General features: G+C 57.0%; 14 protein-coding genes and 2 pseudogenes. 8 read left to right on the forward strand and 8 right to left on the reverse strand.

Features of this window, described 5'->3' with window-relative positions:
* Position 1 precedes the first annotated feature (1 nt).
* From argH to H3L92_RS13105, 3 genes and pseudogenes are all read left to right on the forward strand, one after another.
* The gene (gene argH, locus H3L92_RS02270; protein WP_085364946.1) at positions 2–1399 is read left to right on the forward strand and encodes an argininosuccinate lyase; all 1398 of its coding nucleotides are present in this window, start codon (positions 2–4) and stop codon (positions 1397–1399) included.
* A 65-nt stretch (positions 1400–1464) separates the two neighbouring features.
* Entirely contained in the window at positions 1465–2385 is a 921-nt protein-coding gene (era, locus tag H3L92_RS02275; RefSeq protein WP_085364945.1) for a GTPase Era, read from the forward strand.
* Between the two features lie 86 nt (positions 2386–2471).
* Positions 2472–2675: pseudogene (locus H3L92_RS13105) on the forward strand (lipoprotein signal peptidase).
* Between the two features lie 123 nt (positions 2676–2798).
* Here the strand turns inward: H3L92_RS13105 and H3L92_RS02280 are convergent.
* Together H3L92_RS02280 and trpE are read right to left on the reverse strand one after the other, a co-directional pair.
* Complete coding sequence (locus tag H3L92_RS02280; protein ID WP_085364944.1) at positions 2799–3935, reverse strand: 5-(carboxyamino)imidazole ribonucleotide synthase; 1137 nt, start codon at positions 3933–3935, stop codon at positions 2799–2801.
* Positions 3936–4345: 410 nt separating this feature from the next.
* Positions 4346–5821 carry an anthranilate synthase component I gene (trpE, locus tag H3L92_RS02285; protein ID WP_085364943.1) on the reverse strand — a complete coding sequence of 492 codons (1476 nt, stop codon included), beginning with the start codon at positions 5819–5821 and terminating at the stop codon, positions 4346–4348.
* Positions 5822–5854: 33 nt separating this feature from the next.
* Between trpE and H3L92_RS13110 the strand changes: the two genes are divergently transcribed.
* The gene (locus H3L92_RS13110) at positions 5855–6016 is read left to right on the forward strand and encodes a lipoprotein signal peptidase (protein WP_085364942.1); all 162 of its coding nucleotides are present in this window, start codon (positions 5855–5857) and stop codon (positions 6014–6016) included.
* Positions 6017–6093: 77 nt separating this feature from the next.
* On the opposite strand, the gene recA is transcribed toward H3L92_RS13110, so the two are convergent.
* Positions 6094–7158, reverse strand: coding sequence for a recombinase RecA (recA, locus tag H3L92_RS02290; RefSeq protein WP_085364941.1), 1065 nt, complete (start codon positions 7156–7158; stop codon positions 6094–6096).
* 201 nt (positions 7159–7359) lie between these two features.
* On the opposite strand from recA, the gene adk reads away from it, so the two are divergent.
* The 4 genes and pseudogenes from adk to H3L92_RS02310 all read left to right on the forward strand — a co-directional run bounded on the left by adk (position 7360) and on the right by H3L92_RS02310 (position 11480).
* Positions 7360–8007: an adenylate kinase gene (gene adk, locus H3L92_RS02295; RefSeq protein WP_085364940.1), complete on the forward strand. Its 648-nt coding sequence runs from the start codon at positions 7360–7362 to the stop codon at positions 8005–8007.
* A gap of 159 nt (positions 8008–8166) precedes the next feature.
* Positions 8167–8889 (forward strand): ribonuclease III, encoded by a 723-nt coding sequence (gene rnc, locus H3L92_RS02300; protein WP_085364939.1) that lies wholly within the window; start codon positions 8167–8169, stop codon positions 8887–8889.
* Between the two features lie 107 nt (positions 8890–8996).
* Complete coding sequence (locus tag H3L92_RS02305; RefSeq protein ID WP_085364938.1) at positions 8997–10646, forward strand: glycosyltransferase family 2 protein; 1650 nt, start codon at positions 8997–8999, stop codon at positions 10644–10646.
* Between the two features lie 83 nt (positions 10647–10729).
* Positions 10730–11480, forward strand: a pseudogene (locus H3L92_RS02310) (IS5 family transposase).
* 464 nt (positions 11481–11944) lie between these two features.
* On the opposite strand, the gene H3L92_RS02315 reads toward H3L92_RS02310, so the two are convergent.
* The 5 genes from H3L92_RS02315 to glgB form a co-directional block, all read right to left on the reverse strand.
* Positions 11945–14425, reverse strand: coding sequence for a glycogen/starch/alpha-glucan phosphorylase (locus H3L92_RS02315; RefSeq protein WP_085366346.1), 2481 nt, complete (start codon positions 14423–14425; stop codon positions 11945–11947).
* A 246-nt stretch (positions 14426–14671) separates the two neighbouring features.
* The gene (gene glgA / locus H3L92_RS02320; RefSeq protein WP_085366345.1) at positions 14672–16114 is read right to left on the reverse strand and encodes a glycogen synthase GlgA; all 1443 of its coding nucleotides are present in this window, start codon (positions 16112–16114) and stop codon (positions 14672–14674) included.
* A 94-nt stretch (positions 16115–16208) separates the two neighbouring features.
* Complete coding sequence (gene glgC, locus H3L92_RS02325) at positions 16209–17570, reverse strand: glucose-1-phosphate adenylyltransferase (RefSeq protein WP_085366344.1); 1362 nt, start codon at positions 17568–17570, stop codon at positions 16209–16211.
* Positions 17567–19546: a glycogen debranching protein GlgX gene (gene glgX, locus H3L92_RS02330; protein ID WP_259345791.1), complete on the reverse strand. Its 1980-nt coding sequence runs from the start codon at positions 19544–19546 to the stop codon at positions 17567–17569. The genes glgC and glgX overlap by 4 nt, the downstream gene beginning before the upstream one ends.
* A gap of 71 nt (positions 19547–19617) precedes the next feature.
* Complete coding sequence (gene glgB / locus H3L92_RS02335; RefSeq protein WP_115336277.1) at positions 19618–24012, reverse strand: 1,4-alpha-glucan branching protein GlgB; 4395 nt, start codon at positions 24010–24012, stop codon at positions 19618–19620.
* Between the last annotated feature and the right edge of the window lie 61 nt (positions 24013–24073).

Genomic DNA, 24073 nt, shown 5'->3' on the forward strand with positions numbered 1-24073 from the left:
GATGAACGATAACAAAACCTGGTCGGGCCGTTTTAACGAGCCTGTATCCGAGTTGGTAAAAAAATACACCGGCTCCGTCGGTTTCGACAAACGCCTGGCGAAGTGGGATATACAAGGCTCGCTGGCACACGCGCAGATGCTTCACGAGGCAGGCGTGTTGGGCGCGGAAGACCTTGCCGCTATCCGCAAAGGAATGGCCGATATTATAGCAGAAATCGAATCGGGCCAGATGACTTGGTCATTGGATTTGGAAGACGTGCACATGAACATCGAGCGCCGCCTCACCGATAAAATCGGCGACGCCGGCAAACGCCTGCACACCGGCCGCAGCCGCAACGACCAAGTCGCCACCGACATCCGCCTGTGGCTGCGCGACCAAATCACCGATATCCAGGGCCTGATCCGCGATCTGCAAAGCGCATTAATCGATTTGGCCGAACAAAACGCCGAAGTGGTGATGCCCGGTTTCACCCACCTGCAAGTGGCGCAGCCCGTGAGCTTCGGCCACCATATGCTGGCCTATGTGGAAATGCTCGGCCGCGATTTCGAGCGTATGGCCGACTGCCGCAAGCGTGTCAACCGTATGCCTTTGGGCGCGGCGGCGCTGGCCGGCACCACTTATCCCGTCCGCCGCGAAACCACCGCCGAACTGCTGGGTTTCGAGCAAATCTGCCAAAACTCGCTCGATGCCGTATCCGACCGCGATTTCGCCATCGAATTCACCGCTGCGGCCAGCCTGATTATGGTGCATTTGAGCCGTCTTTCCGAAGAGCTGATTTTGTGGATGTCGCCCCGTTTCGGCTTTATCGACATCGCCGACCGCTTCTGCACCGGCTCCTCCATCATGCCGCAGAAGAAAAACCCCGACGTGCCCGAACTCGTGCGCGGCAAATCCGGCCGCGTAATCGGCCATCTCACCGGCCTGATTATGCTGATGAAATCACAGCCCTTGGCGTATAACAAAGACAATCAGGAAGACAAAGAACCGCTGTTCGATACCGCCGATACCTTAATCGACACCCTGCGCATCTATGCCGACATGATGCGCGGCGTAACCGTGAAGCCCGAAAACATGCGCGCCGCCGTGATGCAGGGTTTCGCCACCGCCACCGATTTGGCCGACTATCTGGTGAAAAAAGGCATGCCGTTCCGCGATTCGCACGAAGTGGTTGCCCTGGCCGTGCGCCATGCCGACACGCAGGGCGTGGATTTGAGCGAGCTGCCGCTGAGCGTGCTGCAAGGTTTTTCGGATTTGGTGGGCGAAGATGTGTATGAAGTGCTCACCCCCGAAGGCAGCCTCAACGCCCGCAACCATTTGGGCGGCACCGCGCCCGAGCAGGTGCGTTTGCAGGTAAAACGCTGGCGCGGCCTGCTGGCGGATGCGCAAAACGCAGGGTAGGCCGCCGCCGTTTCAGACGGCCTAAAATAAAACAGGCCGTCTGAAAAAAGCATGAAAGACAAGCTATGAACGAAAACCTTTCCGAAAACCCGCCCGGCGCAAACGGATACCGTTGCGGTTTCGTGGCGATAGTGGGCCGCCCCAACGTGGGCAAATCCACGCTGATGAACCACTTAATCGGCCAGAAAATCAGCATCACCAGCAAAAAAGCGCAAACCACCCGCCACAAAGTAACCGGCATCTACACCGACGACACCGCACAGTTTGTTTTCGTGGATACCCCGGGCTTTCAAACCGAACACCGCAACGCCCTGAACGACCGCCTCAACCAAAACGTTACCGAAGCCATGGGCGGCGTGGATGCGGTGGTGTTCGTTGTCGAAGCCATGCGTTTCACCGAGGCCGACCGCCGCGTGATGCGCCTGCTGCCCAAGCATATTCCCGTGCTGCTGGTGGTGAACAAAATCGATTTGTCGAAAGCCAAATCAGCGCCCGAGCTGGCCGCCTTTATCGAAAAAGTGCGTGCCGAATTCGATTTTTCCGGCGTGGAAACCGTCAGCGCCAAACACGGGTTGGGTATCGCCCAACTGCTGCACGCGCTCAAGCCTTTTCTGCCCGAAGGGATACCGCTCTATCCCGAAGACATGGTTACCGACAAATCAAGCCGTTTTCTCGCCACCGAAATCGTGCGCGAAAAACTGTTCCGCTATTTGGGCGAAGAGCTGCCGTATGCCATGAACGTGGAAATCGAACAGTTTAAAGAAGAAAACGGCATCTGCCATATCTACATCGCGGTGCTGGTGGATAAAGAAAACCAAAAGCCCATCGTGATCGGCAAAGGCGGCGAAAAGCTGAAAAAAATATCCACCGAAGCCAGGTTGGATATGGAAAAACTGTTCGACTGCAAAGTGTTTTTAAAAGTGTGGGTGAAAGTGAAATCGGGTTGGGCCGACGACGTGCGCTTTTTAAACGAATTGGGCTTGTGAGTTTGAATAAAGGCGATATAGTTAAACTGTTTACTTAATAACCACTCCGTCATACTCGGGCTTGGCCCGAGTATCTGTTGAGACCTTTGCAAAACCCCCATCTGCGGTGCATTTCTGCGTTGTGCGTTTATGCCCTTTAGGGTACTGCCCGCTCGCTTGCCTATCTACTTGATATGTCTGCGCTCGCTGTGCAGCTACGCCTTGAACTGCATCCGCATCTGAGGGTTTTGCAAAGGTCTCCTGTTATTTCTTTTGGAACAAAAAGATGCTCGGGTCAAGCCCGGGCATGACGCAGAGGTTTAAAGATGTTGAAAAGTATTTTGCCAAGGTCTCAGGCCGATACCTTGGCAAAATACCTTAAGGCCGTCTGAAAAATATATTTCAGACGGCCTTCGGCTTTTCATACACGCGCTTTACAAACTGCCGTGCAGCATTTTTGCGCTTTCAAACGCCGCATCCGCATCGGCGGCCAACACCGTGAAGTGCCCCATTTTGCGGCCTTTGCGGGCGGCTTTTTTGCCGTATTGGTGCAGGTGGGCGGCAGGGTGGTTTTGCAGCGGCAGCCAGTTCGGCTCTTCGCCGTTTGCGCCCCACACGTCGCTCAAAATATTGGCCATGCAGCAGGCCGAAAGCAGGCGGGTGTCGGCAGGCGGCAGGCCGCACATCAGGCGCACCTGCTGTTGGAACTGGTTCGCGGCGCAGGCATCAATGGTGTGGTGGCCGCTGTTGTGCGGGCGCGGGGCGATTTCGTTTACCACCAATTCGTGCGTGTCGCCGACCACAAACATTTCCACCGCCAACACGCCCACATAATCCAGCTCGTCGGCCAGGCGGCGCGCCATCTGCCGCGCCTGCTGCTGAATATCCGCACTTAAGCGCGCCGGCACGATGGAATAGGCGAGAATGCCGTTTTCGTGAATGTTTTCGGCAGGGTCGAAAGTTTGCACGTTTTCGCTGTTCAGACGGCATACCACCACCGAAATCTCACCGCGCAAATCCACCATTTTTTCCAGCACGCAGGCCACGCCGCCCAGTTCGGCAAATGCGGCTTTCAGTTCGGCCGGGGTTTTCACGCGGATTTGGCCCTTGCCGTCGTAGCCCAGCGTGGCGGTTTTCAGAATGCCCGGCAGCAGCGCCGCGCTCGCTTCGCCGATGTCTTCGGGCTTGCAGACGGCCTGATACGGCGCGGTTTGCAGGCCGGCTTTTTGAATCCACGCCTTTTCCTGAATACGGTTTTGGGCAACGGCCACGCAATCGCCGCTCGGCGACACGCGGGTGTGTTGCGCCAAAAAGTGCATCGCATCGGCATTTACGTTTTCAAATTCGGTGGTTACGGCGGCGCACTGCGCCAGCTCGCTCAAGGCCGTTTCATCATCGAACGGCGCGCACAAATGGCGGTCGGCAAATTCCGCGGCCGGGGCGTTGGGGTCGGGGTCGAGCACGGTTACGCGGTAGCCCATGGTTTTGGCGGCCACGGCAAACATACGGCCGAGCTGGCCGCCGCCGAGAATGCCGAGCATGGCGGGGGGGAGAATGGGGGTGTTTTGCATGGTTTTGTTTCTTTTAGGATTTTGGTTAGGTGGCTGTCTGAAAAATTTTTCAGACAGCCTGAATTACAGTTATTTGTTTTGGTTATAGATTTCGGATTCCTTTGTTATATGAACCCGTCATTCCCGCGCAGGCGGGAATCCAGACCTTGGGGCTCCTGTTATTTTTACAGGTTTAGGAAAATCAGCGTTCTAGATTCCCGCCTGCGCGGGAATGACGGGGTTTATGTTTCTAAATATTCTTTCGGCCTGGCAAATTCTTTAGGTCTGGGAGTTAGAGTTTTCAGACGGCCTGAACGGGTGGCATCTAAACTGCAACAACAATATTCGGAACATTTCTTTCAGACAGCATTGTCTTTAAAATCAAAAGGCCGTCTGAAAACTTCCACCTTCCTAGATAATTTCTGCCAACCCTACTTATCCAACCCTTCCTGCACCATCTGCGCCGCCCGCAGCACTGCGCGGGCTTTGTTTTGGGTTTCCTGCCATTCGGCTTCTTCTTCCGAATCGGCAACGATGCCGCCGCCGCTTTGCACATAGAGCGTGCCGTTTTTAATCACGGCGGTGCGGATGGCGATGGCCAGGTCCATATCGTTGTTGAAGCTCCAGCAGCCGACGGCGCCGCCGTAGATGCAGCGTTTGGCCGGCTCCAGCTCTTCGATGATTTCGAGCGCGCGCACTTTGGGGGCGCCGGAAAGGGTGCCGGCGGGGAAGGTGGCGGCGAGGATTTCCATATTGTTGGTGTTGTCTTTCAGACGGCCTTCCACGTTGGATACGATGTGCATCACGTGCGAATAGCGCTCGATCACCATTTTGTCGGTTACTTTCACTTCGCCGGTGTTGCTGACGCGGCCGACGTCGTTGCGGCCCAAATCAATCAGCATCACGTGTTCGGCGATTTCTTTGGCATCGCCGAGCAGGTCTTGCTCGTTGGCCAGGTCTTCGGCGGGAGTTTTGCCGCGCAGGCGGGTGCCGGCGATGGGGCGCACGATGATGGTGTCGCGTTCGCGGCGCACGAGGATTTCGGGCGACGAGCCGACGATGTGGAAGTCGCCGAAATCGTAGTAAAACATATAGGGCGAGGGGTTGAGCGTGCGCAGGGCGCGGTAGAGCGAGAGCGGGTGGTCGGCGAATTCGAGCTTCATGCGCTGGCTGGGCACCACCTGCATGCAGTCGCCGTCGAGAATATATTGGCGGATTTTGCGCACGTATTCTTTATAGCGCGCTTCGCCGGTTTCGTGCTGCGGTTCGGTTTTTCTGCTGCCGAGCGAGAGCGGGATGGCGCAGCTTTGGCGCAGGCGGGTGCGCAGGTCTTCCAACCGTTCGCGCGCGGCTTCGTAACCGTTGCTTTCGGCGGGGTCGGCATACACGATTAAGTAGATTTTGCCGGAAAGGTTGTCGACCACGGCCAGCTCTTGCGAGAGCATCAAGAAAATATCGGGCGTGCCGATGGTGTCGGGCTTGCCGCTGTTTTGGAAGCGGTGGGCGAAATGTTCGAAGTTGTAGATGGTTTCGTAGCCGAAATAGCCGACCAGGCCGCCGGTGAAGCGGGGCAGGTTGGGGATTTCGGGTGTTTTGAAACGTTGGTGGAAGGCTTCGATGAAAGTAAGCGGGTTGCCGTCGAACTGTTCGGTGATTTCGCCGTTGCAATACACGTCGACATGTTTGCCCGATGCTTTGAGATAGGTGCGGCAGGGCAGGCCGATAAAGGAATAGCGGCCGAAACGTTCGCCGCCCACCACTGATTCGAGCAGGTAGGTGTAGGGCCGGTTGGCCAGTTTGAGGTAGAGCGACAGCGGAGTGTCGAGGTCGGCCAACAACTCCTGCACCAACGGGATGCGGTTGTAGCCTGCGGCGGCTTGGGCTTGGTATTCTTGTTTGGTAATCATGTTTCAGACGGCCTGAAAAACAGGTTGAGACCTTTGCAAAACCCCCATCTGCGGCGCATTTCTACGTTGTGTGCTGCTCACTTGCTTGCCTATCTACTTGATATGTCTGCGCTCGCTGCGCTGCTACGCCTTGAACTGCATCCACATCTGGAGGTTTTGCAAAGGTCTCAGGTTGGGGAAATGCGCAAAGTATAGCAGTTTTCGGGGTGCAGAGTGGAGAAAGGCCGTCTGAAAACGCTTTCAGACGGCCTGTCGGACGGGGCGGAGGCGGCTTATTCTTCGGGCGCTTCGCCGTCGGTTTCGTCGAGCCTGCCTTCGGTAATCTGCACGTTGGTGCCGGCTTTGGCGCGGATTTTGGCGTCGATTTCGTCGGCCACTTCGGGGTTTTCTTTCAGCCACACGCGCACGTTGTCTTTGCCTTGGCCGATTTTGGCGCCGTTATAGGCATACCATGCGCCGGATTTTTCGACGATGTCGTATTTTACGCCCAAATCCACCAGCTCGCCTTCCCAGCTGATGCCTTCGCCGTAGAGGATGTCGAATTCGGCTTGGCGGAAGGGCGGGGCGACTTTGTTTTTAATCACTTTCACTTTGGTTTCGTTGCCCAAAATGTCGTCGCCTTTTTTGATTTGGCCGGTGCGGCGGATATCGAGGCGCACGGAGGCGTAGAATTTGAGCGCGTTGCCGCCGGTGGTGGTTTCGGGGCTGCCGAACATCACGCCGATTTTCATGCGGATTTGGTTGATGAACACCACTAAGGTGTTGGTTTTTTTAATGTGGCCGGTAAGTTTGCGCAGCGCCTGGCTCATCAGGCGGGCTTGCAGGCCGACGTGGCTGTCGCCCATTTCGCCTTCGATTTCGGCTTTGGGCACCAGCGCGGCAACGGAATCGACCACCACCATATCCAGGCCGCCGCTGCGCACCAGCGTGTCGCAGATTTCCAGCGCCTGCTCGCCGGTGTCGGGCTGCGAGAGATACAGCTCTTCCACTTTCACGCCGAGTTTGCGGGCGTAAACCGGATCGAAGGCGTGTTCGGCGTCGATAAAGGCACAGATGCCGCCGTTTTTCTGGCATTGGGCGATGGCTTCCAAACACAGGGTGGTTTTGCCCGAAGATTCGGGGCCGAAAATTTCAACGATGCGGCCGCGCGGCAGGCCGCCCACGCCCAGCGCCAAATCCAAACCGAGCGAGCCGGTGGAAATCACTTCCAGATTTTCGTCTTGCTGGCTGCCGTCCATCTTCATGATGGAGCCTTTGCCGAAGTTTTTTTCGATTTGCGCCAGTGCGGCGGCGAGGGCTTTGCTTTTATCGTCGGATTTGTTTTTTTCGTCTGCCATGATGTTCTCGTGTGGAATGTCGGTTGGAAATTTCGGGCAGATTATCGCACAAATCGCCCTTGCCCGAAAAAGTTTTCGTCCGCTTTTCAGACGGCCTGAAAATATTTTTGCAAAGGCCCCGGCCTTTTCACAACCGCCCAACCATATTAAGATAAGCGCCGGAATATTTCTGCCTCTATCAACTCGTTTGAAGGAACACACATGAAAGTATTACTGCTCGGCGCACCGGGTGCGGGCAAAGGCACGCAGGCGCAATTTATCACCGCCGCTTTCGGCATTCCGCAAATTTCCACCGGCGATATGCTGCGCGCGGCGATTAAGGCCGGCACGCCTTTGGGTTTGGAAGCGAAAAAAATCATCGACGAAGGCGGCCTGGTGCGCGACGACATCATCATCGGCATGGTGAAAGAACGCATCGCGCAGAGCGACTGCAAAAACGGTTTTCTGTTCGACGGTTTCCCGCGCACGCTGGCGCAGGCCGAAGCGATGGTGGAGGCGGGCGTGGATTTGGACGCGGTTGTGGAAATCGACGTGCCCGATGCGGTGATCGTGAACCGCATGAGCGGCCGCCGCGTGCACCTGCCTTCGGGCCGCACCTACCACGTTACGTTCAACCCGCCGAAAACCGAGGGCAAAGACGACGTAACCGGCGAGGATTTGATCCAGCGCGACGACGATAAAGAAGAAACCGTGAAAAAACGCCTCGAGGTGTATCACGACCAAACCGCCGTGTTAATCGGTTTTTACAGCAAACTCACCGGCGAGCATGCGCCCAAATACATCAAGGTGGACGGCACGCAGGCCGTTGAAGCCGTGAAAGCGGAAGTATTGGCCGCTTTGGGCAAATAAACATTTGTTATACAATAGCAGGCCGTCTGAAAATATTTTTCAGACGGCCTGAGACATTTGCAAATTTTAATAATCAACCAGCCTTAAACCTTTTCTGCATTTGCGCTTTTTTAAAAGTGTTGAAAAGCATTCGGGCTGAATGAAAACGAAAGAACCCGCATGAAGCCCAACCCCGTCAAACAGCGCGCGCTGCAACAAATCCAGCAGCGGCTCGACCACATCTTCAAACGCCCCGAACTCTTGGAGCAGGCGCTCACCCACCGCAGTTTTTCCTCACGCAACAACGAACGTTTCGAGTTTGTGGGCGATGCCATACTCAACTACACCGTTGCCAAAATGCTGTTCGAAACCTTTACCGAGCTGCCCGAAGGCCGCCTTTCGCGTATGCGCGCCAACTTGGTCAACCAAGACACGCTGGCTGCCATCGCCGTTTCGCTGAATGTGGGCGACGCGCTGTTTTTAGGGCCGGGCGAACTCAAAAGCGGCGGTTTCAACCGGCCTTCGATTCTGGCCGACGCCATGGAAGCCGTTTTCGCCGCCATCAGTTTCGATGCCGATTTCAACACTGCCGAGAAAACCGTGCGCCGCCTGTTTGCGCAGCGGGTGGCCGGCGCCGATGCCGCAGGGCAGGGCAAAGACGCCAAAACCCTGTTGCAGGAAACCTTGCAGGCGCGCCGCTTGGCATTGCCCAAATACCGCATCGAAGCGCAGCACGGCGAAGGCTGCAACGCCGAATTCACCATCGCCTGCGATTTGGGCGAGCTGGGCTTTATCACCACCGCCAAAGCCAACAGCCGCCGCGCGGCCGAACAGGAAGCCGCCAAGCAGGCGCTGGCGTGGCTGGCAGAAAAATACCCGCCCCGTGCGCGGGCAAACGGATAAGGCTTTGCCGCCGGAGTGCCGCAGTAAAACGGCTTTTGCCGAAAAACCAATAACAAAACAAACGCCGTCTGAACAATATTTTTCAGACGGCCTGCAACGGTTTGACTATGCCAACAAAAAAAATACCCGCCAGCGCCGCCATGCTGGTTAAGAATTCCGAACGCTATCTGGCCGAAGTGCTCGCCGCGCTGGCCGATTTCGACGAAGTGCTGCTGCTCGACAACGGCTCCACCGACCGCACGCTCGAAATCGCCGCAGGGTTTGCCAACGTGCGCGTGTGCAAACACGGGTTCACCGGCTTCGGCCCCATGAAAAACCTTGCCGCCTCCATGGCCAAACACCCCTGGATTTTCAGCATCGACAGCGACGAAGTGCCCGATGCCGAATTAATCGCAAGCATACGCGCGGCGGTGGAGCACAACGACCCCAACACCGTTTACACCCTCTCGCGCCTCAACCATTATAACGGCCGCTTTATCAAAGCCTGCGGCTGGTATCCCGATATACTGCCGCGCCTCTACCACCGCAACTATGCCGGCTTCAACAACCGGCGCGTACACGAATCGCTGCAATTGGGGCCGAAAAACCATGTGCGCTCGCTCAAAGGCCATCTGAAACATTATTCGTTTCAAAACGCCGAAGGGCTGATTCAGAAAATGCAGCAATACAGCACGCTCTATGCCGAAGAAAACCGCTACCGCAAAACTTCTTCCGTGTTCAAAGCCGTGCTGCACGGCGGCACGTCGTTTCTGAAAAACTATTTTCTGAAACGGGGCATTTTTTACGGCGCCGACGGCCTGATAATTTCCACCGCCAATGCCCAGGGTTCGTATTACAAATATATAAAGCTCTACGAACACAACCGCAATATGAGCGTGTCGCTGATTATCACCACCTACAACCGCCCCGACGCGCTGGCACTGGTGTTGAAATCCGCCCTCGCACAAACCCGCCTGCCGCAGGAAATCATCATCGCCGACGACGGCTCCGACCGCCGCACCACCGAAGTGGTGGGCAAATTCGCCCGGGTCAGCCCCGTAACGGTGAAACACACCTGGCAGAAAGACGAAGGCTTCCGCGCCGCCCAGTCGCGCAACCGCGCCATTGCCGCCGCTTCTTCCGATTATCTGATTATCATCGACGGCGATATGGTGCTCGACCCCTCTTTTATCGCCGACCATATCGCCGTTGCCCGCAAAGGCCGCCTGATTCAGGGCACGCGCGTGCTGATCAGCCAAACGCGCACCGAAGAAATTCTCGCCGACCGCCTGCTGCCGCTGCCCGATTTGTCGTTTTACAGCGGCGGCATCAAAAAACGCCTTTCCGCGCTGCGGCTAACCAAACTGTCGAAACTGATTGCCAAGCGCGGCAACCGCAAACACAAAGGCATCAAAAGCTGCAATATGGGTTTTTTCCGCGATGATGCGCTGGCCGTTAACGGCTTCAACAACGATTTCGTCGGCTGGGGGCGGGAAGACAGCGAATTTGCCGCCCGCTGCTACCACAACGGCATGAAGCGGCACAACCTCAAATTCGCCGGCGTAGCCTACCACCTGTGGCACAACGAAGCCGAACGCGCCGCGCTGCCGCAAAACGATGCTTTGCTGGAAGCCACGTTAAACGAAAAGAAAACCCGCTGCGAGCGCGGGGTGGACGAGTTTTTGGAAACGGCCGCAGAGCAGGGCGGGGATGCGCCAAAGCTATCGAGGGTTTCACACGACCTGGGTACTAGAAATATCTTTTGTAGAGAACTCTAGATAGCGTAGTTTCATGCTTTGTAGATTGTGACTACGCTATCTAGGGTCTGTCGACATTCAAGTTTTCAGTGTATCCTATCCTCATGACCAGATATATTCTGACCGATGCACAGTGGGCAAAAATTGAGCCTTTATGCCAAGGAAAAGTTGGCGATGCCGGCCGAACCGCTGTCGATAACCGATTATTTATAGAAGCCATACTATGGATTATCCGTACCGGCAGTCCTTGGCGCGATCTGCCCGAAGAGTTCGGTAATTGGAAAAGTATCCACAAACGCTACCGCAGATGGGTCTTGGCCGACCGTTTTCATGATATTTTTGAAGAACTGAACCGTGATCTCGATATGGAGTATGTCATGATTGACGGCACAATTGTCAAAGTTCACCGCCACGGTCAGGGTGCAAAAGGGGGACTCTAAATCAGGCCATCGGCCAATCCAAAGGCGGGATGACGACCAAGATTTTGGCTATGGTGGATGCTTTGGGGAACCTGATTGACTTCAAACTGATGCCTGGTCAGCGCAATGACATTTGCGGCGTAGAACCGCTGATTAAAGAAAAGGAATTTGATGCTTTATTGGCGGATAAAGCCTTTGATGCCGACTGGCTGGTCGAAGAGTTGACCGAAAGGGGGAGTAAGGTGGTTATTCCGCCGCGTAACAACCGCAAATTGCAGCGGGAACACGACAAGATGATGTATTGCTGGCGACATTTGATTGAGAACTTTTTTGCAAACTCAAAGAATTCAAAAAGATTGCGATGCGCGCAGAAAAAACCGACCAATCTTTTGCTGCCAATATTTACCTTGTTGCTGCCGTATTGAAATTAAGGTAAACTTGAATGTCGACAGACCCTAGGCCGTCTGAAATATTTCTTTTTCCGTCATTATCGGGCTTGACTAGATAATCCGGCATTTGCCGTTCGGGTGAACGGCGGGTGTTTCTGAAAATTGCGTATTCCCGTTAAGTTTTCAGACGGCCGGAACGACTTGTAAAGTCTCGAAAATTTTTGTGACGGTAATTTGAATAGCGGCTTGCAAAAAACTCGGCTTACATAAAAAGGCCGTCTGAAATTTTTCAGACGGCCTGAGGCCTTTGCAAAATTAAAAAACCATCTTTCCCGTCATTCCCGCGTAGGTGGGAATCCAGTCGTTTTTTTCATAAGTTATTGAAATAAAATACTTGATAATTTTAAGGCTGGATTCCCGCCTACGCGGGAATGACGGAATCTAAGCATTTCAGACGGCCTCAAGGTATTTTTGCAAAGGTCTCGGCCTTTCGTTTGCAAACCAACCTGCCTTACGGGTTTTCGCTCGGCAGTTCTTCTTCGCTGAGCGGCTCGATAAACCAGATTTTTTCGCAATAATCCTGAATCGAACGGTCGGAAGAGAAATAACCCATATTGGCAATGTTGATCAGAGCCGAGCGGCGCCATTTGACGGGGTCGCTGTAATGTTTGTCGGCGCGCGCCTGCGCTTCGATATAACTGCGGAAATCGGCGGCGAGTTGGTAGTAGTCGCCGAAACCGTGCATCACATTGCTGTAGCGGCCGTGTTCTTCGGGCGAGAAGGTGCCGGTGGACACTTGTTTGATCACGCGGCGCAGATCGCCGTCTTGCTCGAGGTAAACAAACGGATCGTAGCCTTCGCGGCGCAGGGCTTCCACCTGCTCGACGGTGTTGCCGAAGATAAAGATGTTGTCTTCGCCCACTTTTTCGAGAATTTCCACGTTGGCGCCGTCGAGCGTGCCGATGGTAAGCGCGCCGTTGAGGGCGAACTTCATGTTGCCGGTGCCCGAAGCCTCGGTGCCCGCCAGCGAGATTTGCTCCGACAGGTCGGCGGCGGGGATGATAATCTGCGCCAGGCTCACGCTGTAATTGGGGATAAACACCACTTTGATCAGGTCGCGGATGCGTTTGTCGTTGTTGATCACTTTGGCCACGTCGTTAATCAGGCGGATGATGCGCTTGGCGGCCACATAGGCCGAAGCGGCTTTACCCGCAAAAATAAACACGCGCGGCTGCCAGTTGGCATCGGGGTTTTCGAGGATTTTGTTGTAGCGGTCGATGATGTGCATCACGTTGAGGGCTTGGCGCTTGTATTCGTGGATGCGTTTGATCTGCACGTCGAACATGGCCTGCGGGTTAACCTTGATGCCCAGTTCTTTTTCGATGTAGTCGGCCAGGCGCTGCTTGTTGGCCTGCTTCACTTCGGCAAACTCGGCCTGCACTTTGGGGTCGTCCACCAAATCGTTGAGTTTGGAAAGGTGGTCGAGATGCAGCCGCCAATCCTGCTCGCCGAGGTTTTTGTCTAAAAACTTGGTCAGCGGGCGGTTGGCCACGGCAATCCAGCGGCGCGGGGTAACGCCGTTGGTTACGTTGGTGAAGCGGTCGGGGAAGATTTTGGCGAAGTCGGCGAAAATCGAGGTTTTCATCAAATCGGAGTGGATTTTGGCCACGCCGTTAACGCGGTGCGAACCCACCACTGCCAGCCAAGCCATGCGCACGCGGCGGCCGTTTTCTTCGTCGATGATGGAAACGCGGCGGATAAAGTCGGGATCGGTTTTGCCGATGGCGCGCAGGGCATCCAAGAAATGTTCGTTGATTTCAAAGATGATGTCGAGATGGCGCGGCAGCAGGCGTCCCATCAAATCCACCGGCCAAGTTTCCAGCGCTTCGCTCATCAGCGTGTGGTTGGTGTAGGAGAATACGCGGCAGCTGATGCCCCAGGCTTCTTCCCAATCCATGCTTTCTTCGTCGATCAGAATGCGCATCAGCTCGGGAATCGCCAGCACGGGGTGGGTGTCGTTAAGGTGGATCACCACTTTATCGGCCAGGTTTTTGATGCTGTGGAAGCGGCATTTGTGGCGGGCGATGATGTCTTGAATCGAAGCCGACACCAAGAAATATTCCTGTTTCAGGCGCAGCTCGCGGCCGGTGTCGGTGGAATCGTTGGGGTAAAGCACGCGCGAGATGTTTTCGTCTTGGGTTTGTTCGCGCATGGCGGCGAAATAGTCGCCCTGGTTGAAGTTGGCCAAATCGAAGGTGTCGCCCGCGTGCGCCGTCCACAGGCGCAGGGGGTTGGCGACGCTGCCGCCGTAGCCGGGAATCACTTCGTCGTAGGCCAGCGCGGTGATGTGTTCGGCAGGCTCCCAATATTTGATGCTGCCGCTGCCGCACACCCTGCCGCCGAACGATACGGGATAGCGTTTGGCCGGGCGGGCAAACTGCCACTGCATATCGTGGTCCAGCCACAAATCGGGTTTTTCGACCTGCTGACCGTCAACGATTTCCTGCTTGAACATACCGTATTGGTAGCGGATGCCGTAGCCGACGGCGGGAATGCGCAGGGTGGCCATCGAATCGAGGAAGCAGGCGGCCAAGCGGCCGAGGCCGCCGTTGCCGAGACCGGGGTCTTCTTCCTGCTCGCACACATCGGCGAAATCCAAGCCCAACTGTTCGAAGGCTTCGTTAAACACGTCGTAAACGCCCTCGTTAATCAGCGAGTTCACGAACGAACGGCCCATCAGAAATTCCATCGAGAGATAGTAAACGGTGCGTTTGCCGTGGTCTTCGTGGCTGCGGCGGGTTTTCAGGAAACTTTCGGTAACCAGGTCGCGGGCGGCGAACATGGCGGCGTTGAGCCATTCTTGCGGTGTGGCGTTGCGCGGATCAACGCCTAAGATGAAAATCAGTTTGTACACAATGGCGCGGCGCACGAAGTCGGCGTCGGGTTTCGGCATGGCATATTCGTATTCGGGCAAGGGGAGTTTGGAAATCATAAATCAAACCTTTTGGGTACTAAAACTTAAATCATTGTTGTATCGGAATTATTGTAAGGCCGTCTGAAACGTTCAAACAAGTTTTCCTTTATTAAAGCGCCGATTCTACCCATCTCACATTGAAACTGTTGGTAGCGGGCAACCGGCGCGCTGTTTTTGTTTTCTTCTGAAAAATCAATTTACAGTGAATCCAATTGCTTCGGCACGGGGCACAGCGGCGCCGTCGCGGAAGATTGGGCGGATTCGCTATAACAGGCTGCGGTAGCAGGCATCGTAGCTTTCGGCGGCTTTGTGCCAGCCGAAATCCTGCGCCATCGCGTGCTGGCGCACCGGCGACCAGGCGCGCGGTTTGCGCCACAGCGAAAGTGCATTTTCGAGCGCACCGCCCAATGCGCCTGCGGTCGGCTCATCGAACACGAAGCCGGTGGCGGTTTTGTTTTTCAGCGTTTCTTCATCGGTTTGCACCACGGTGTCGGCCAGCCCGCCGGTGCGGCGCACCAAAGGCAGCGTGCCGTATTTCAGGCCGTAGAGCTGGGTGAGGCCGCAAGGCTCGAAACGGCTGGGAATCACAATCACGTCGCCGCCGCCGATAAGCTGGTGCGCCAGCTCTTCGTTATAGCCGATATACACGCCGACCTGCTGCGGATATTGCTCGGCCAGCCGCACAAACGCCTGCTCCATCTCGGGCGCGCCGCTACCCAAGAGGGCGAACTGCAAATCGGGGTTGGCGGGCAGTTTTTCGTGCAGCGATTCGAGCAGGAAATCGGCGCCCTTCTGCGGCGTGAGGCGCGAAACCATCACGGTGAGCATGGCTTTATCGTCGTCATTCAAACCGAAAAACGCCTGAACGGCCTTTTTATCGGCTTTTTTGCCCTGCATGGCTTTGGGGTGGAAGGTTTTGGCCAGCGCGGCATCGGTTTGCGGGTTCCAAACCTTATCGTCCACACCGTTGAGCACGCCGCTCAAACGGCCTTCCTGTTTGCGGGTATAGAGCAGGCCCGACATGCCGTTGGCCGCCGGCTCGCGGGTGATTTCGTCGGCATAGGTGGGGCTGACGGTGGTGATGTGGTCGGCGTAAAACAGGCCGGCTTTCAAAAACGAAATCTGACCGTGGAACTCCACGCCGTCCACATGGAACATTTCCCACGGCAGCCCGACTTCGCCCAAGTGTTTCGATTGGAATATGCCCTGATAGGCGATGTTGTGGATGGTGAACACGCTTTTGATATAGGCGTTCCACGCGTTGAGGTAGGCGGGCGCCAGGCCGGCCTGCCAGTCGTGCGCATGCAGAATGTCGGCCTTGCCCCATACTTCGTCGAGGCCGGTGGCCAGCGCGGCGGCGGTCCAGCCCAAAACGGCGAAACGGATCACGTTGTCGGCATAGTCGAAATAATGCTCGTTGTGGTAGGGGTTGCCGGGGCGGTCGTAAAGGTGGGGGGCGTCGATGAGATACAGCCCCAAGCCATTGTATTCGGCGTAACGCACGGCGATATGGCCGCCGAAGGTGTCGCGCTCGGCCACCAATGCGGCATCGGGCAGCAAATCGCGCACATGGCGGTAATACGGCAGCACTGCGCGCGCATCGTGCCCCAGCGCTTTTTGCGCGAACGGCAGCGAACCCAGCACATCGGCCAGCCCGCCGGTTTTAATCAGGGGATACAACTCGGAAGTTGCGTGGAGGATTTTCATATTAACGGGTCCTGTTAACGGTAAATAACGAATCGGTGCAACGGCCGTTTGTTTCAGACGGCCTCTTATACGGTAAGGCCGTCTGAAAAACCGTTTAAATCAAATAATCGCCTTTTTCCACCTGTTCCTGCACGGCGGCTTTGGTTTTTTCTTCCAGCGCCAGCCTTTCCAGCATCGCGGGGGTAACCAGCACCACTTCGCCGCTGGAGCTGGTGCGGAAGCGTTTGGCGTCTTCTTCGGGATTGATGCCGATTTTCATGCCGTCGGGAATCACGCAGTTGCGTTCGATGATGCAGTTTTTCAGATGGCAGTTTCTGCCGATATACACGCCCGGCAGAATCACGGCCGAGTCAATCACCGAATCTTCGTTGACGGTAACGCGGTCGAACAGCACCGACGAGCTGATTTGGGCATCGGTAATCAGGCAGCCGCCGCTGACCAGCGAGTTGTCGAGCGTGCGGCAGTTGCGGTCTTTATAGAAAAACTTGGCCGGCATCGGCTGGGTGGGCAGGCCGATAACCGGCCAGTTGCGGTCGAACAGGTTGAGCTGCGGGTGTTCGGTAACCAAGTCCATATGGGCGCGCCAGTAGCTGTCGAGCGTGCCGACGTCGCGCCAGTAGATGCTGCCCTCGGCGTTGCGCCCCATGCACGAACGCTCGAACGGGTGGGCATAGAGCACGCCGTCTTCGAGCGCGCGCGGAATCACGTCTTTGCCGAAATCGTGGTGGGTGTTTTCGCTCACCACTTCTTCTTCCAGCGCCTGATAGAGATAGTCGGCATCAAACACATAAATACCCATCGAGGCGAGCGAATGGTCAGGTTTTTCGCGCATGGCGGGCGGGTCGGCCGGTTTCTCAACGAATTCCTGCACTTTGAGGTTTTCGTTCACGGCCATGATGCCGAACTCTTTGGCCTCGCTGCGCTTCACTTCGATGCAGCCCACGGTGCATTTGGCGCCGCTGTAAATGTGGTCGCGCAGCATCTGCATATAGTCCATTTTATAGATGTGGTCGCCGGCGAGAATCAGCACGTATTTGGGCTTGTAGTGCTCTTTCATAATCGGCACGTTCTGCCAAACGGCATCGGCGGTGCCGCGGTACCACATGCTTTCGTCAATCTGCTGGCGTGCGGGCAGCATATCGACGAACTGGCCGCGTTCGCGCGGCATAAACGACCAGGCATGCTGGAGGTGGCGCAGCAGCGAGTGGGCTTCGTATTGGGTAATCACGCCGATTTTGAGCAGGTTGGAATTGAGGCAGTTCGACAGGGTAAAGTCGATGATACGCCAGTTGCCGCCGAAATAAACGGCAGGTTTGGAGCGGCGGTCAGTCATTTCGTACAGTCGCGAACCGCGGCCGCCGGCCAGAATCAGCACGAGGGTGTTTTTGGCGATGTCGGTGTTGTGCAGCATACGTTCAGGCTCATAAGACAGGGGTTTCTCTTTGTGGGCGTTCATAAAGCTTCTCCAATTTGTGAAAAAATCCAAATGCCCATATTCGGCACGGTGCATTTGGCGTGGTCGGTGCGGGCCTGCGCCGGTGCGAGGCGGCAAACCCATTCTCCTTGCGGCAAGACGTATGTTTGCGGGCTGCGTTTGGCGTTTACCGCCAACAGCCACTTATTATCGATTAATACCTGCAACGACTTGGTTTCACGGTTTTCCCAATCGCGGCTGTTCATTTCGCGGCCGTCTGAAACCAGCCAGCGCACGCGTTCCGTGTCCCACCATGCGTCTTTGCCCAACAGGCCGATTTCGCGGCGCAGCGCCAGCAGGCTTTGCACGTAGCGTTGCAAATCTTCATCGTGCCCGACCCAATCGAGCCAGGTGGTTTCGTTGTCTTGGCAATAGCCGTTGTTGTTGCCCCGCTGGCTGTTGCCGAACTCGTCGCCGCCCAGCAGCATGGGCGTGCCGTTGGCCAGCAGCAGCGAGGCAAGCAGGGCTTTGGCGGCATAGGTGCGCGCTTCGATCACCTGCGCTTGCAGGGTTTCGCCTTCGACGCCGTGGTTCCAGCTCAAATTATGGCTGTGGCCGTCGCGGTTGCCTTCGCCGTTGGCTTCGTTGTGTTTGTGGTTGTAGCTGAGCAAATCGCGCAGGGTAAAACCGTCGTGGGCGGTGATGAAGTTCACGCCTGCAGAGGGGCGTTTGCCGCTGTGCCTGAAAATGTCGGAAGAGCCGGCCAGCCGCTCGGCAAACGCGCCGAGGTTGCCGCTCTCGTGCACCCAAAACGCGCGCATATCGTCGCGGAAGCGGTCGTTCCATTCGGCAAACGGATAGGGAAACTGCCCCAGCCGGTAGCCTTCGCCGCCGATGTCCCACGGCTCGGCAATCAGTTTGCACCCCGCCAGAAGCGGGTCTTGCGCCACGGCCTGGAAAAACCGCCCGCAGGTGTGGAAATCAGGCTCGCGCCCCAGCACCGCGCCCAAATCGAAGCGGAAGCCGTCGATATGGAATTCTTCCACCCAATAACGCAGACTGTCCATCACCCAGCGGGTAACGTGGGTTTGCGACACTTGCAGGGTGTTGCCGCAGCCCGTCCAGTTGCAGTAGCCGTTGCAGCTCATCCAATACCACGCCGGATTGTCGATGCCGCGCTGGCACAGCATCAGCCCCGTTTCCAAATCCTGCTCGGCGGTGTGGTTGTACACCACGTCTAAAATCACTTCGATGCCCGCCGCGTGCAGGGCTTTGACGGCGCGGCGCAATTCGTTTGCCGCATCTTGCGGATTGGCAGCGTAGCGCGGCTCGACGGCGAAATGCGAATAGGTGTTGTAGCCCCAATAATTGACCAAACCGCGTTTTTGCAGGTGGTATTCGTCGAGGTGCAGGTGCACGGGCAGCAGCTCCACCGCGGTAACGCCCAAATCTTTCAGACGGCCTATCACTTGTTTGTCGGCCAGCGCGGCATAGGTGCCGGCATCCGGCAAACCGGGCACCAGTTTGGTCAGCCCTTTTACATGGGCTTCGTAAATCACGGTTTTGGCCCACGGCACGTTAGGGCGCACATCGCCCTGCCAGTCGAACCCGCCCTCAACCGTTACCACGCTTTTGGGGGCGGCGGCGGCATTGTCGCGCATATCGTCGTAGCGGAACCACGCCAGCTCGGCCTCATTGCGGTAATGCGCCGTGCCCGCCACCGCTTTCGCATAGGGGTCGAGCAGCAGTTTCTGCGGGTTGAAAAACAGCCCCGATGCGGCGTGGCCGGTGCCGTACACCCGATAACCGTAATGCTGCCCCGCCCCCACGCCTTCGGCAAAACCGTGCCAGATATGGCCGCTGCGCGCCGGCAGGGGCAGGCGGGTTTCGCCGCCGTTTTCGTCGAACAGGCACAGTTCCACCTTATCGGCGTGCGAAGAAAACAGCGCGAAATTGGTGCCGTTTGCTTGAACGGTGGCGCCCATCGGGTATGGCAGGCCGTCTGAAAGGGTTTTCACTGGGTTTAACTCTTCAATATCTATTTATCTGATTTTTTATCTGATTTTGCTTCACAGGCCGTCTGAAAACCTTATTCCTTCTCCAAATACAGCCAAACCGTGGCCAGCGGCGGCAGGGTTAAGTTGAGCGACTGCGGCCTGCCGTGCGATTCCACCGCCTCGGTGGCGACGGTAGCGCCCGATGAAACGCCGCTGCCCTGATATTGCAGGCCGTCTGAATTCATCACTTCGCGGTAGGTGCCTGCGGCGTTTACGCCGATGCGGTAGTTTTCGCGCACCACGGGGGTGAAGTTGCTCACCACAATCAGGCGGTTGTCTTCGCGGTCGCGGCGCTCGAAGGCAAACACGGAATTGTTGCCGTCGTCGGCCACCAGCCACTCGAAGCCTTCGGGCCATTGGTCGAGCTGGTAGAGCGGCGCGTGGCTGCGGTAGGTTTTATTGAGGTCGCGCACGTAATCCTGCACGCCTTTATGCCACAGGCCGCCGTGCGCTTCTTCGAGCAGAAACCAATCAAGCGCTTCGTTGTAGTTCCATTCGCGGCCCTGGGCGAATTCGCAGCCCATAAACAGCAGTTTCTTGCCGGGATAGCCCCACATAAAGCCGTAATAGGCGCGCAGGTTGGCAAACTTCTGCCAGGCGTCGCCGGGCATTTTGGCCAGCAGCGAGCCTTTGCCGTGCACCACTTCGTCGTGCGAGATCGGCAGCACGAAGTTTTCGCTGTATTGGTACATCATGCCGAAGGTCATCAGGTTGTGGTGGTATTTGCGGTTTATCGGGTCTTCCTTCATATAGCGCAGAGTGTCGTTCATCCAGCCCATGTTCCATTTGTATTGGAAGTTCAGCCCTTCGGCGCGGGTAACGTTGGCAAACGAGGTGGATTCTTCGGCGATTTCGGTGGCGGCGGGTACTTCCTGCTGCAACATGGTGTTGGTGTCGCGCAGAAAGTTGATGGCTTCGAGGTTTTCGCGGCCGCCGTATCGGTTGGGTATCCACTCGCCTTCTTTGCGCGAATAATCGCGGTAAATCATCGAGGCCACCGCATCCACGCGCAGGCCGTCGAAGCCGAAACGCTCGATCCAGTATAAGGCGTTGCCTTGCAGGTAGTTTTTCACTTCGGTGCGGCCGAAGTTGTAAATCAGGGTGTTCCAGTCTTGGTGGTAGCCTTCGCGCGGGTCGGCGTGTTCATACAGCGGCGTGCCGTCGAAGTGGTTGAGGCCGTGGTCGTCAACGGGAAAGTGGCCGACCACCCAGTCGAGTATCACGCCTATGCCTTCGTTGTGGGCGGCCTGCACCAGCGCCTGAAGCTGCTGCGGCGAGCCGAAGCGGCTGGTGGGCGAATAAAGGCCGGTGGCCTGGTAGCCCCAAGAGCCGTCGAACGGGTATTCCGACACGGGCAGAAGCTCGATATGGGTGAAGCCCATATCTTTCACATAGGCCACCAGCTCGGTGGCCAGGTCTTCATAAGTGAGCCAGAAATTGTTTTCGAGGTTGCGCCGCCACGAGCCTAAATGCACTTCGTAAATGCTGATGGGGCTGTCGATGGCGTTGGCTTGGCGGCGGAACGCAGGCTCGGGCATTTTTTCGGGCAGGCCGCGCACCACAGAGGCGGTGGTGGGGCGCAGCTCCGAGGCGAAGGCGAACGGGTCGGCCTTTTGGCGCACGTTGCCGGCGGCGTCGCGTATTTCGAATTTATACAGGGCGTTGAACGGCACGGCGGGGATAAAGATTTCCCAAATGCCGCTGGCGGCATGGCGGCGCATCACGTGGCGGCGGCCGTCCCAGTTGTTGAACTCGCCAATCACCGAAACGCGCTGCGCGTTGGGCGCCCACACGGCGAAATTCACGCCGGCAACGCCGTCGAACTCGGCCGGATGCGCGCCCAAGGCTTCGTAGGGGCGCAGGTGGGTGCCTTCGGTGAGCAGCCATTCGTCCATTTCCTGCAAATGCGAGCCGTAGCGGTAGGGGTCTTCGATTTTTTCAGACGGCCCGTCTGCACTGTATTGCACGCTCAAGGCGTAATCGGGCGCGCCTTCAGGCAGCACGGCGGCGAAAAAGCCGCGGCTGTCGAGTTTTTCGGCCGCCGCAATCAGTTTGCCGCTGCCGCGCTCCACAATATCCACCGCCAAGGCATCGGGCACAAGGCAGCGCACCACTTCGCCGGTGCCGGCCAGCTCATGCCGGCCCAAGTAGGCAAACGGGTTGCCGTGGGTTGCGAAAAACAGGCTGTCGATGGTGCCGCGCTCTTGATCGTCGAGCGGCGGATAGGGTTGGGTTTGGCTGTTCTTTCTCATACGGACCTCGTTTAGCATGGCGAGTTGTTGCTCGATTAAAGGGTTGGCGGCAAACGCCTCCACAGGCTGCGGCAGTTTGCGCGCCCAGTTGGGGTAGCCTTCGGCGATGCCCGGCACGTTGAAATTTTCGGTCATGCCCAGCAGGTTTTCGATTTGCACCGCATAAAGCGCGCAGCGGCTCTCGGCGCCGAAACGGTGCACGGCGTTGAGCAGGGCGGCGTCTAAGTTTTCAGACGGCCTGTATCCGTGGGGCAGGCAATGTGTTTCTTTCAATGCGCGAACCAAATCTTCTTTATCGCGCCCGCGCTGCTGCAAGGCCGTCTGAAAAGCCGTTTCGCCCGGCAGCGAACCCAAAGCATACATGGTTTGCAAATCGCTGCCCGCCCACCAGCCCGCCAACGGCGCAACGTCGTGGGTGCTGGTTACGCACAGCGCCTGCCGGGGGTAATGTTCGGGCAGTTCGTAGCCGTGGGCGTGGCGGCTGAAATACATCACTTTGTAGGAAAAAATGCGGTAGCGGTCGAGCAGGCGGCGGGTGTCGTCGGGCACGGTGCCCAAGTCTTCGCCCACCACCACGCAGCGGTTGCGGTGGCTTTCCAAGGCGAGAATGGCAAACAAAACTTCTTGGGGGTAGTGCACATAAGCGCCGTTATCAGCGGTTCCGCCGCCCATCTTCCAAGCCGTTCCGCGTTGCGGCTCCTGGCCGTACTCTTTCGTACTGTCTGCGTTGCCGCGCCTTGAACGGCTTAGAATCTCGGCGGCGGCCTGTTCCGACACCACCCACCACAAACGGTTCAGCGACATCACATGGTCTATGCGCAGCACGCCGTAACAGCGCATATTCTCGCGCAAGGTGGCGATAAACTCGCGACAGCCGGTGCGGCGCATGGCCACGGGGTGCCACGGCGGCAGGTTCCAGTTTTGCCCCGCCGGGCCGAGCGGGTCGGGCGGGGCGCCCACCGACATTTCCATGCAGTATTGGTTGCGCTTGAGCCAAGTGTCGGCTCCGCCGCGCGCCACGCCCACGGCCAAGTCGCCGTAAAGGCCGAGCCGCACACCGTGCCGCGCCGCCGCCTCTTCCGCCTGCCGCAGCTGCACGGCGCACAACCATTGCAGCCACTTGTAAAAACGGATTTCGCCCTCGTGCGCTTTTGCAAACGCCTGCACCGCCGGGCTTTGCGGATGGTGGAATTCAGACGGCCATGCCGTCCAACCGCTCTCCCCGCCTGCACCGCCGTAGTGCTGGTCTAAAACCTCAAACAGGGCGAAGCCGTCAAGCTCACTGCCCTTTTCCTCTTCAAACTGCCGAAAGGCCGCTTGCAAAGGCTGCGCGGCACGGCTGCTGCTTTTCTCAAAATCAGCAAACACCAGCAGCAGGGCTTCTTTCTTCAACGCCCACACCGCAGCATAATCCACCGTTTCCGCCGAACGCACCGCAGCCAGCCGCGCCTGCACCGCTTCGCTTGCCAGCCACTTGCGCGCCTTGGCGGCAAAACCGTATCCGGCGATCATGCCGCCCGCGTCGAGATACACGGCATTCAGCCACAGGCGCGACGACGGGCTGTACGGGCTGGCAAAATCCGGCCGCGAAGTAAACAGCGCGTGCAGCGGGTTGATACCGATAAAATCCACACCCCTGCCGCCGCAAAATGCCGCCAGCCGCGCCAAATCGCCGAAATCGCCCATGCCCCAGTTTTGCGCCGAACGCAGGCTGTAAAGCTGCACGGCCAACCCGTTCATGCGCCCGCCGCCCGCTATTTCGGGCGGCTGGTAAGCATGTTCGGGCGCAACCACCACCAAAACGCGGTGTTTCAGACGGCCTTTGTTAACAGTTAAACGGTAATAGCCGCTGTTTAACGCAGATAAAAAAACAGCAGAGCGGAGGCCGTCTGAATCCGACGACAAAACCGTCTGCTGCTCATCATATTCGTTCGTTAAAGAGTAGCCGTCGTAACCCTCGAAATCGGGCGGCACGGCCAGCTCGGCAGGCCGCTGTGCCGTTATGGCCGCCACATCGTCAAACTCCCCTTCCGGCACACCTGCCTCCAAACGCGCGAGCAAAGCCTCCAGCACGGCTTCTTTGGCAGGATGGTAAACACCGTCGATATCGTGGTAGCCGGCAGCCACCCCCGAACACGCGGCGCGTTCAAAAACCGAGTGATTACTCATATTCATTAATATATTGTTTGTGAAGTTGATTTTTTTAATTTTGGCGCAGGTTGGGCAATAGTAATAT

The sequence above is a fragment of the Neisseria dentiae genome (assembly GCF_014055005.1).
GTDB lineage: Bacteria > Pseudomonadota > Gammaproteobacteria > Burkholderiales > Neisseriaceae > Neisseria > Neisseria dentiae.

Bases quoted from the DNA above. Each gene is read 5' to 3' on its own strand.
- argH (WP_085364946.1), top strand. From the start codon at position 2: ATGAACGATAACAAAACCTGGTCGGGCCGTTTTAACGAGCCTGTATCC.
- era (WP_085364945.1), top strand. From the start codon at position 1,465: ATGAACGAAAACCTTTCCGAAAACCCGCCCGGCGCAAACGGATACCGT.
- H3L92_RS02280 (WP_085364944.1), bottom strand. From the start codon at position 3,935: ATGCAAAACACCCCCATTCTCCCCCCCGCCATGCTCGGCATTCTCGGC.
- trpE (WP_085364943.1), bottom strand. From the start codon at position 5,821: ATGATTACCAAACAAGAATACCAAGCCCAAGCCGCCGCAGGCTACAAC.
- recA (WP_085364941.1), bottom strand. From the start codon at position 7,158: ATGGCAGACGAAAAAAACAAATCCGACGATAAAAGCAAAGCCCTCGCC.
- adk (WP_085364940.1), top strand. From the start codon at position 7,360: ATGAAAGTATTACTGCTCGGCGCACCGGGTGCGGGCAAAGGCACGCAG.
- rnc (WP_085364939.1), top strand. From the start codon at position 8,167: ATGAAGCCCAACCCCGTCAAACAGCGCGCGCTGCAACAAATCCAGCAG.
- H3L92_RS02305 (WP_085364938.1), top strand. From the start codon at position 8,997: ATGCCAACAAAAAAAATACCCGCCAGCGCCGCCATGCTGGTTAAGAAT.
- H3L92_RS02315 (WP_085366346.1), bottom strand. From the start codon at position 14,425: ATGATTTCCAAACTCCCCTTGCCCGAATACGAATATGCCATGCCGAAA.
- glgA (WP_085366345.1), bottom strand. From the start codon at position 16,114: ATGAAAATCCTCCACGCAACTTCCGAGTTGTATCCCCTGATTAAAACC.
- glgC (WP_085366344.1), bottom strand. From the start codon at position 17,570: ATGAACGCCCACAAAGAGAAACCCCTGTCTTATGAGCCTGAACGTATG.
- glgB (WP_115336277.1), bottom strand. From the start codon at position 24,012: ATGAATATGAGTAATCACTCGGTTTTTGAACGCGCCGCGTGTTCGGGG.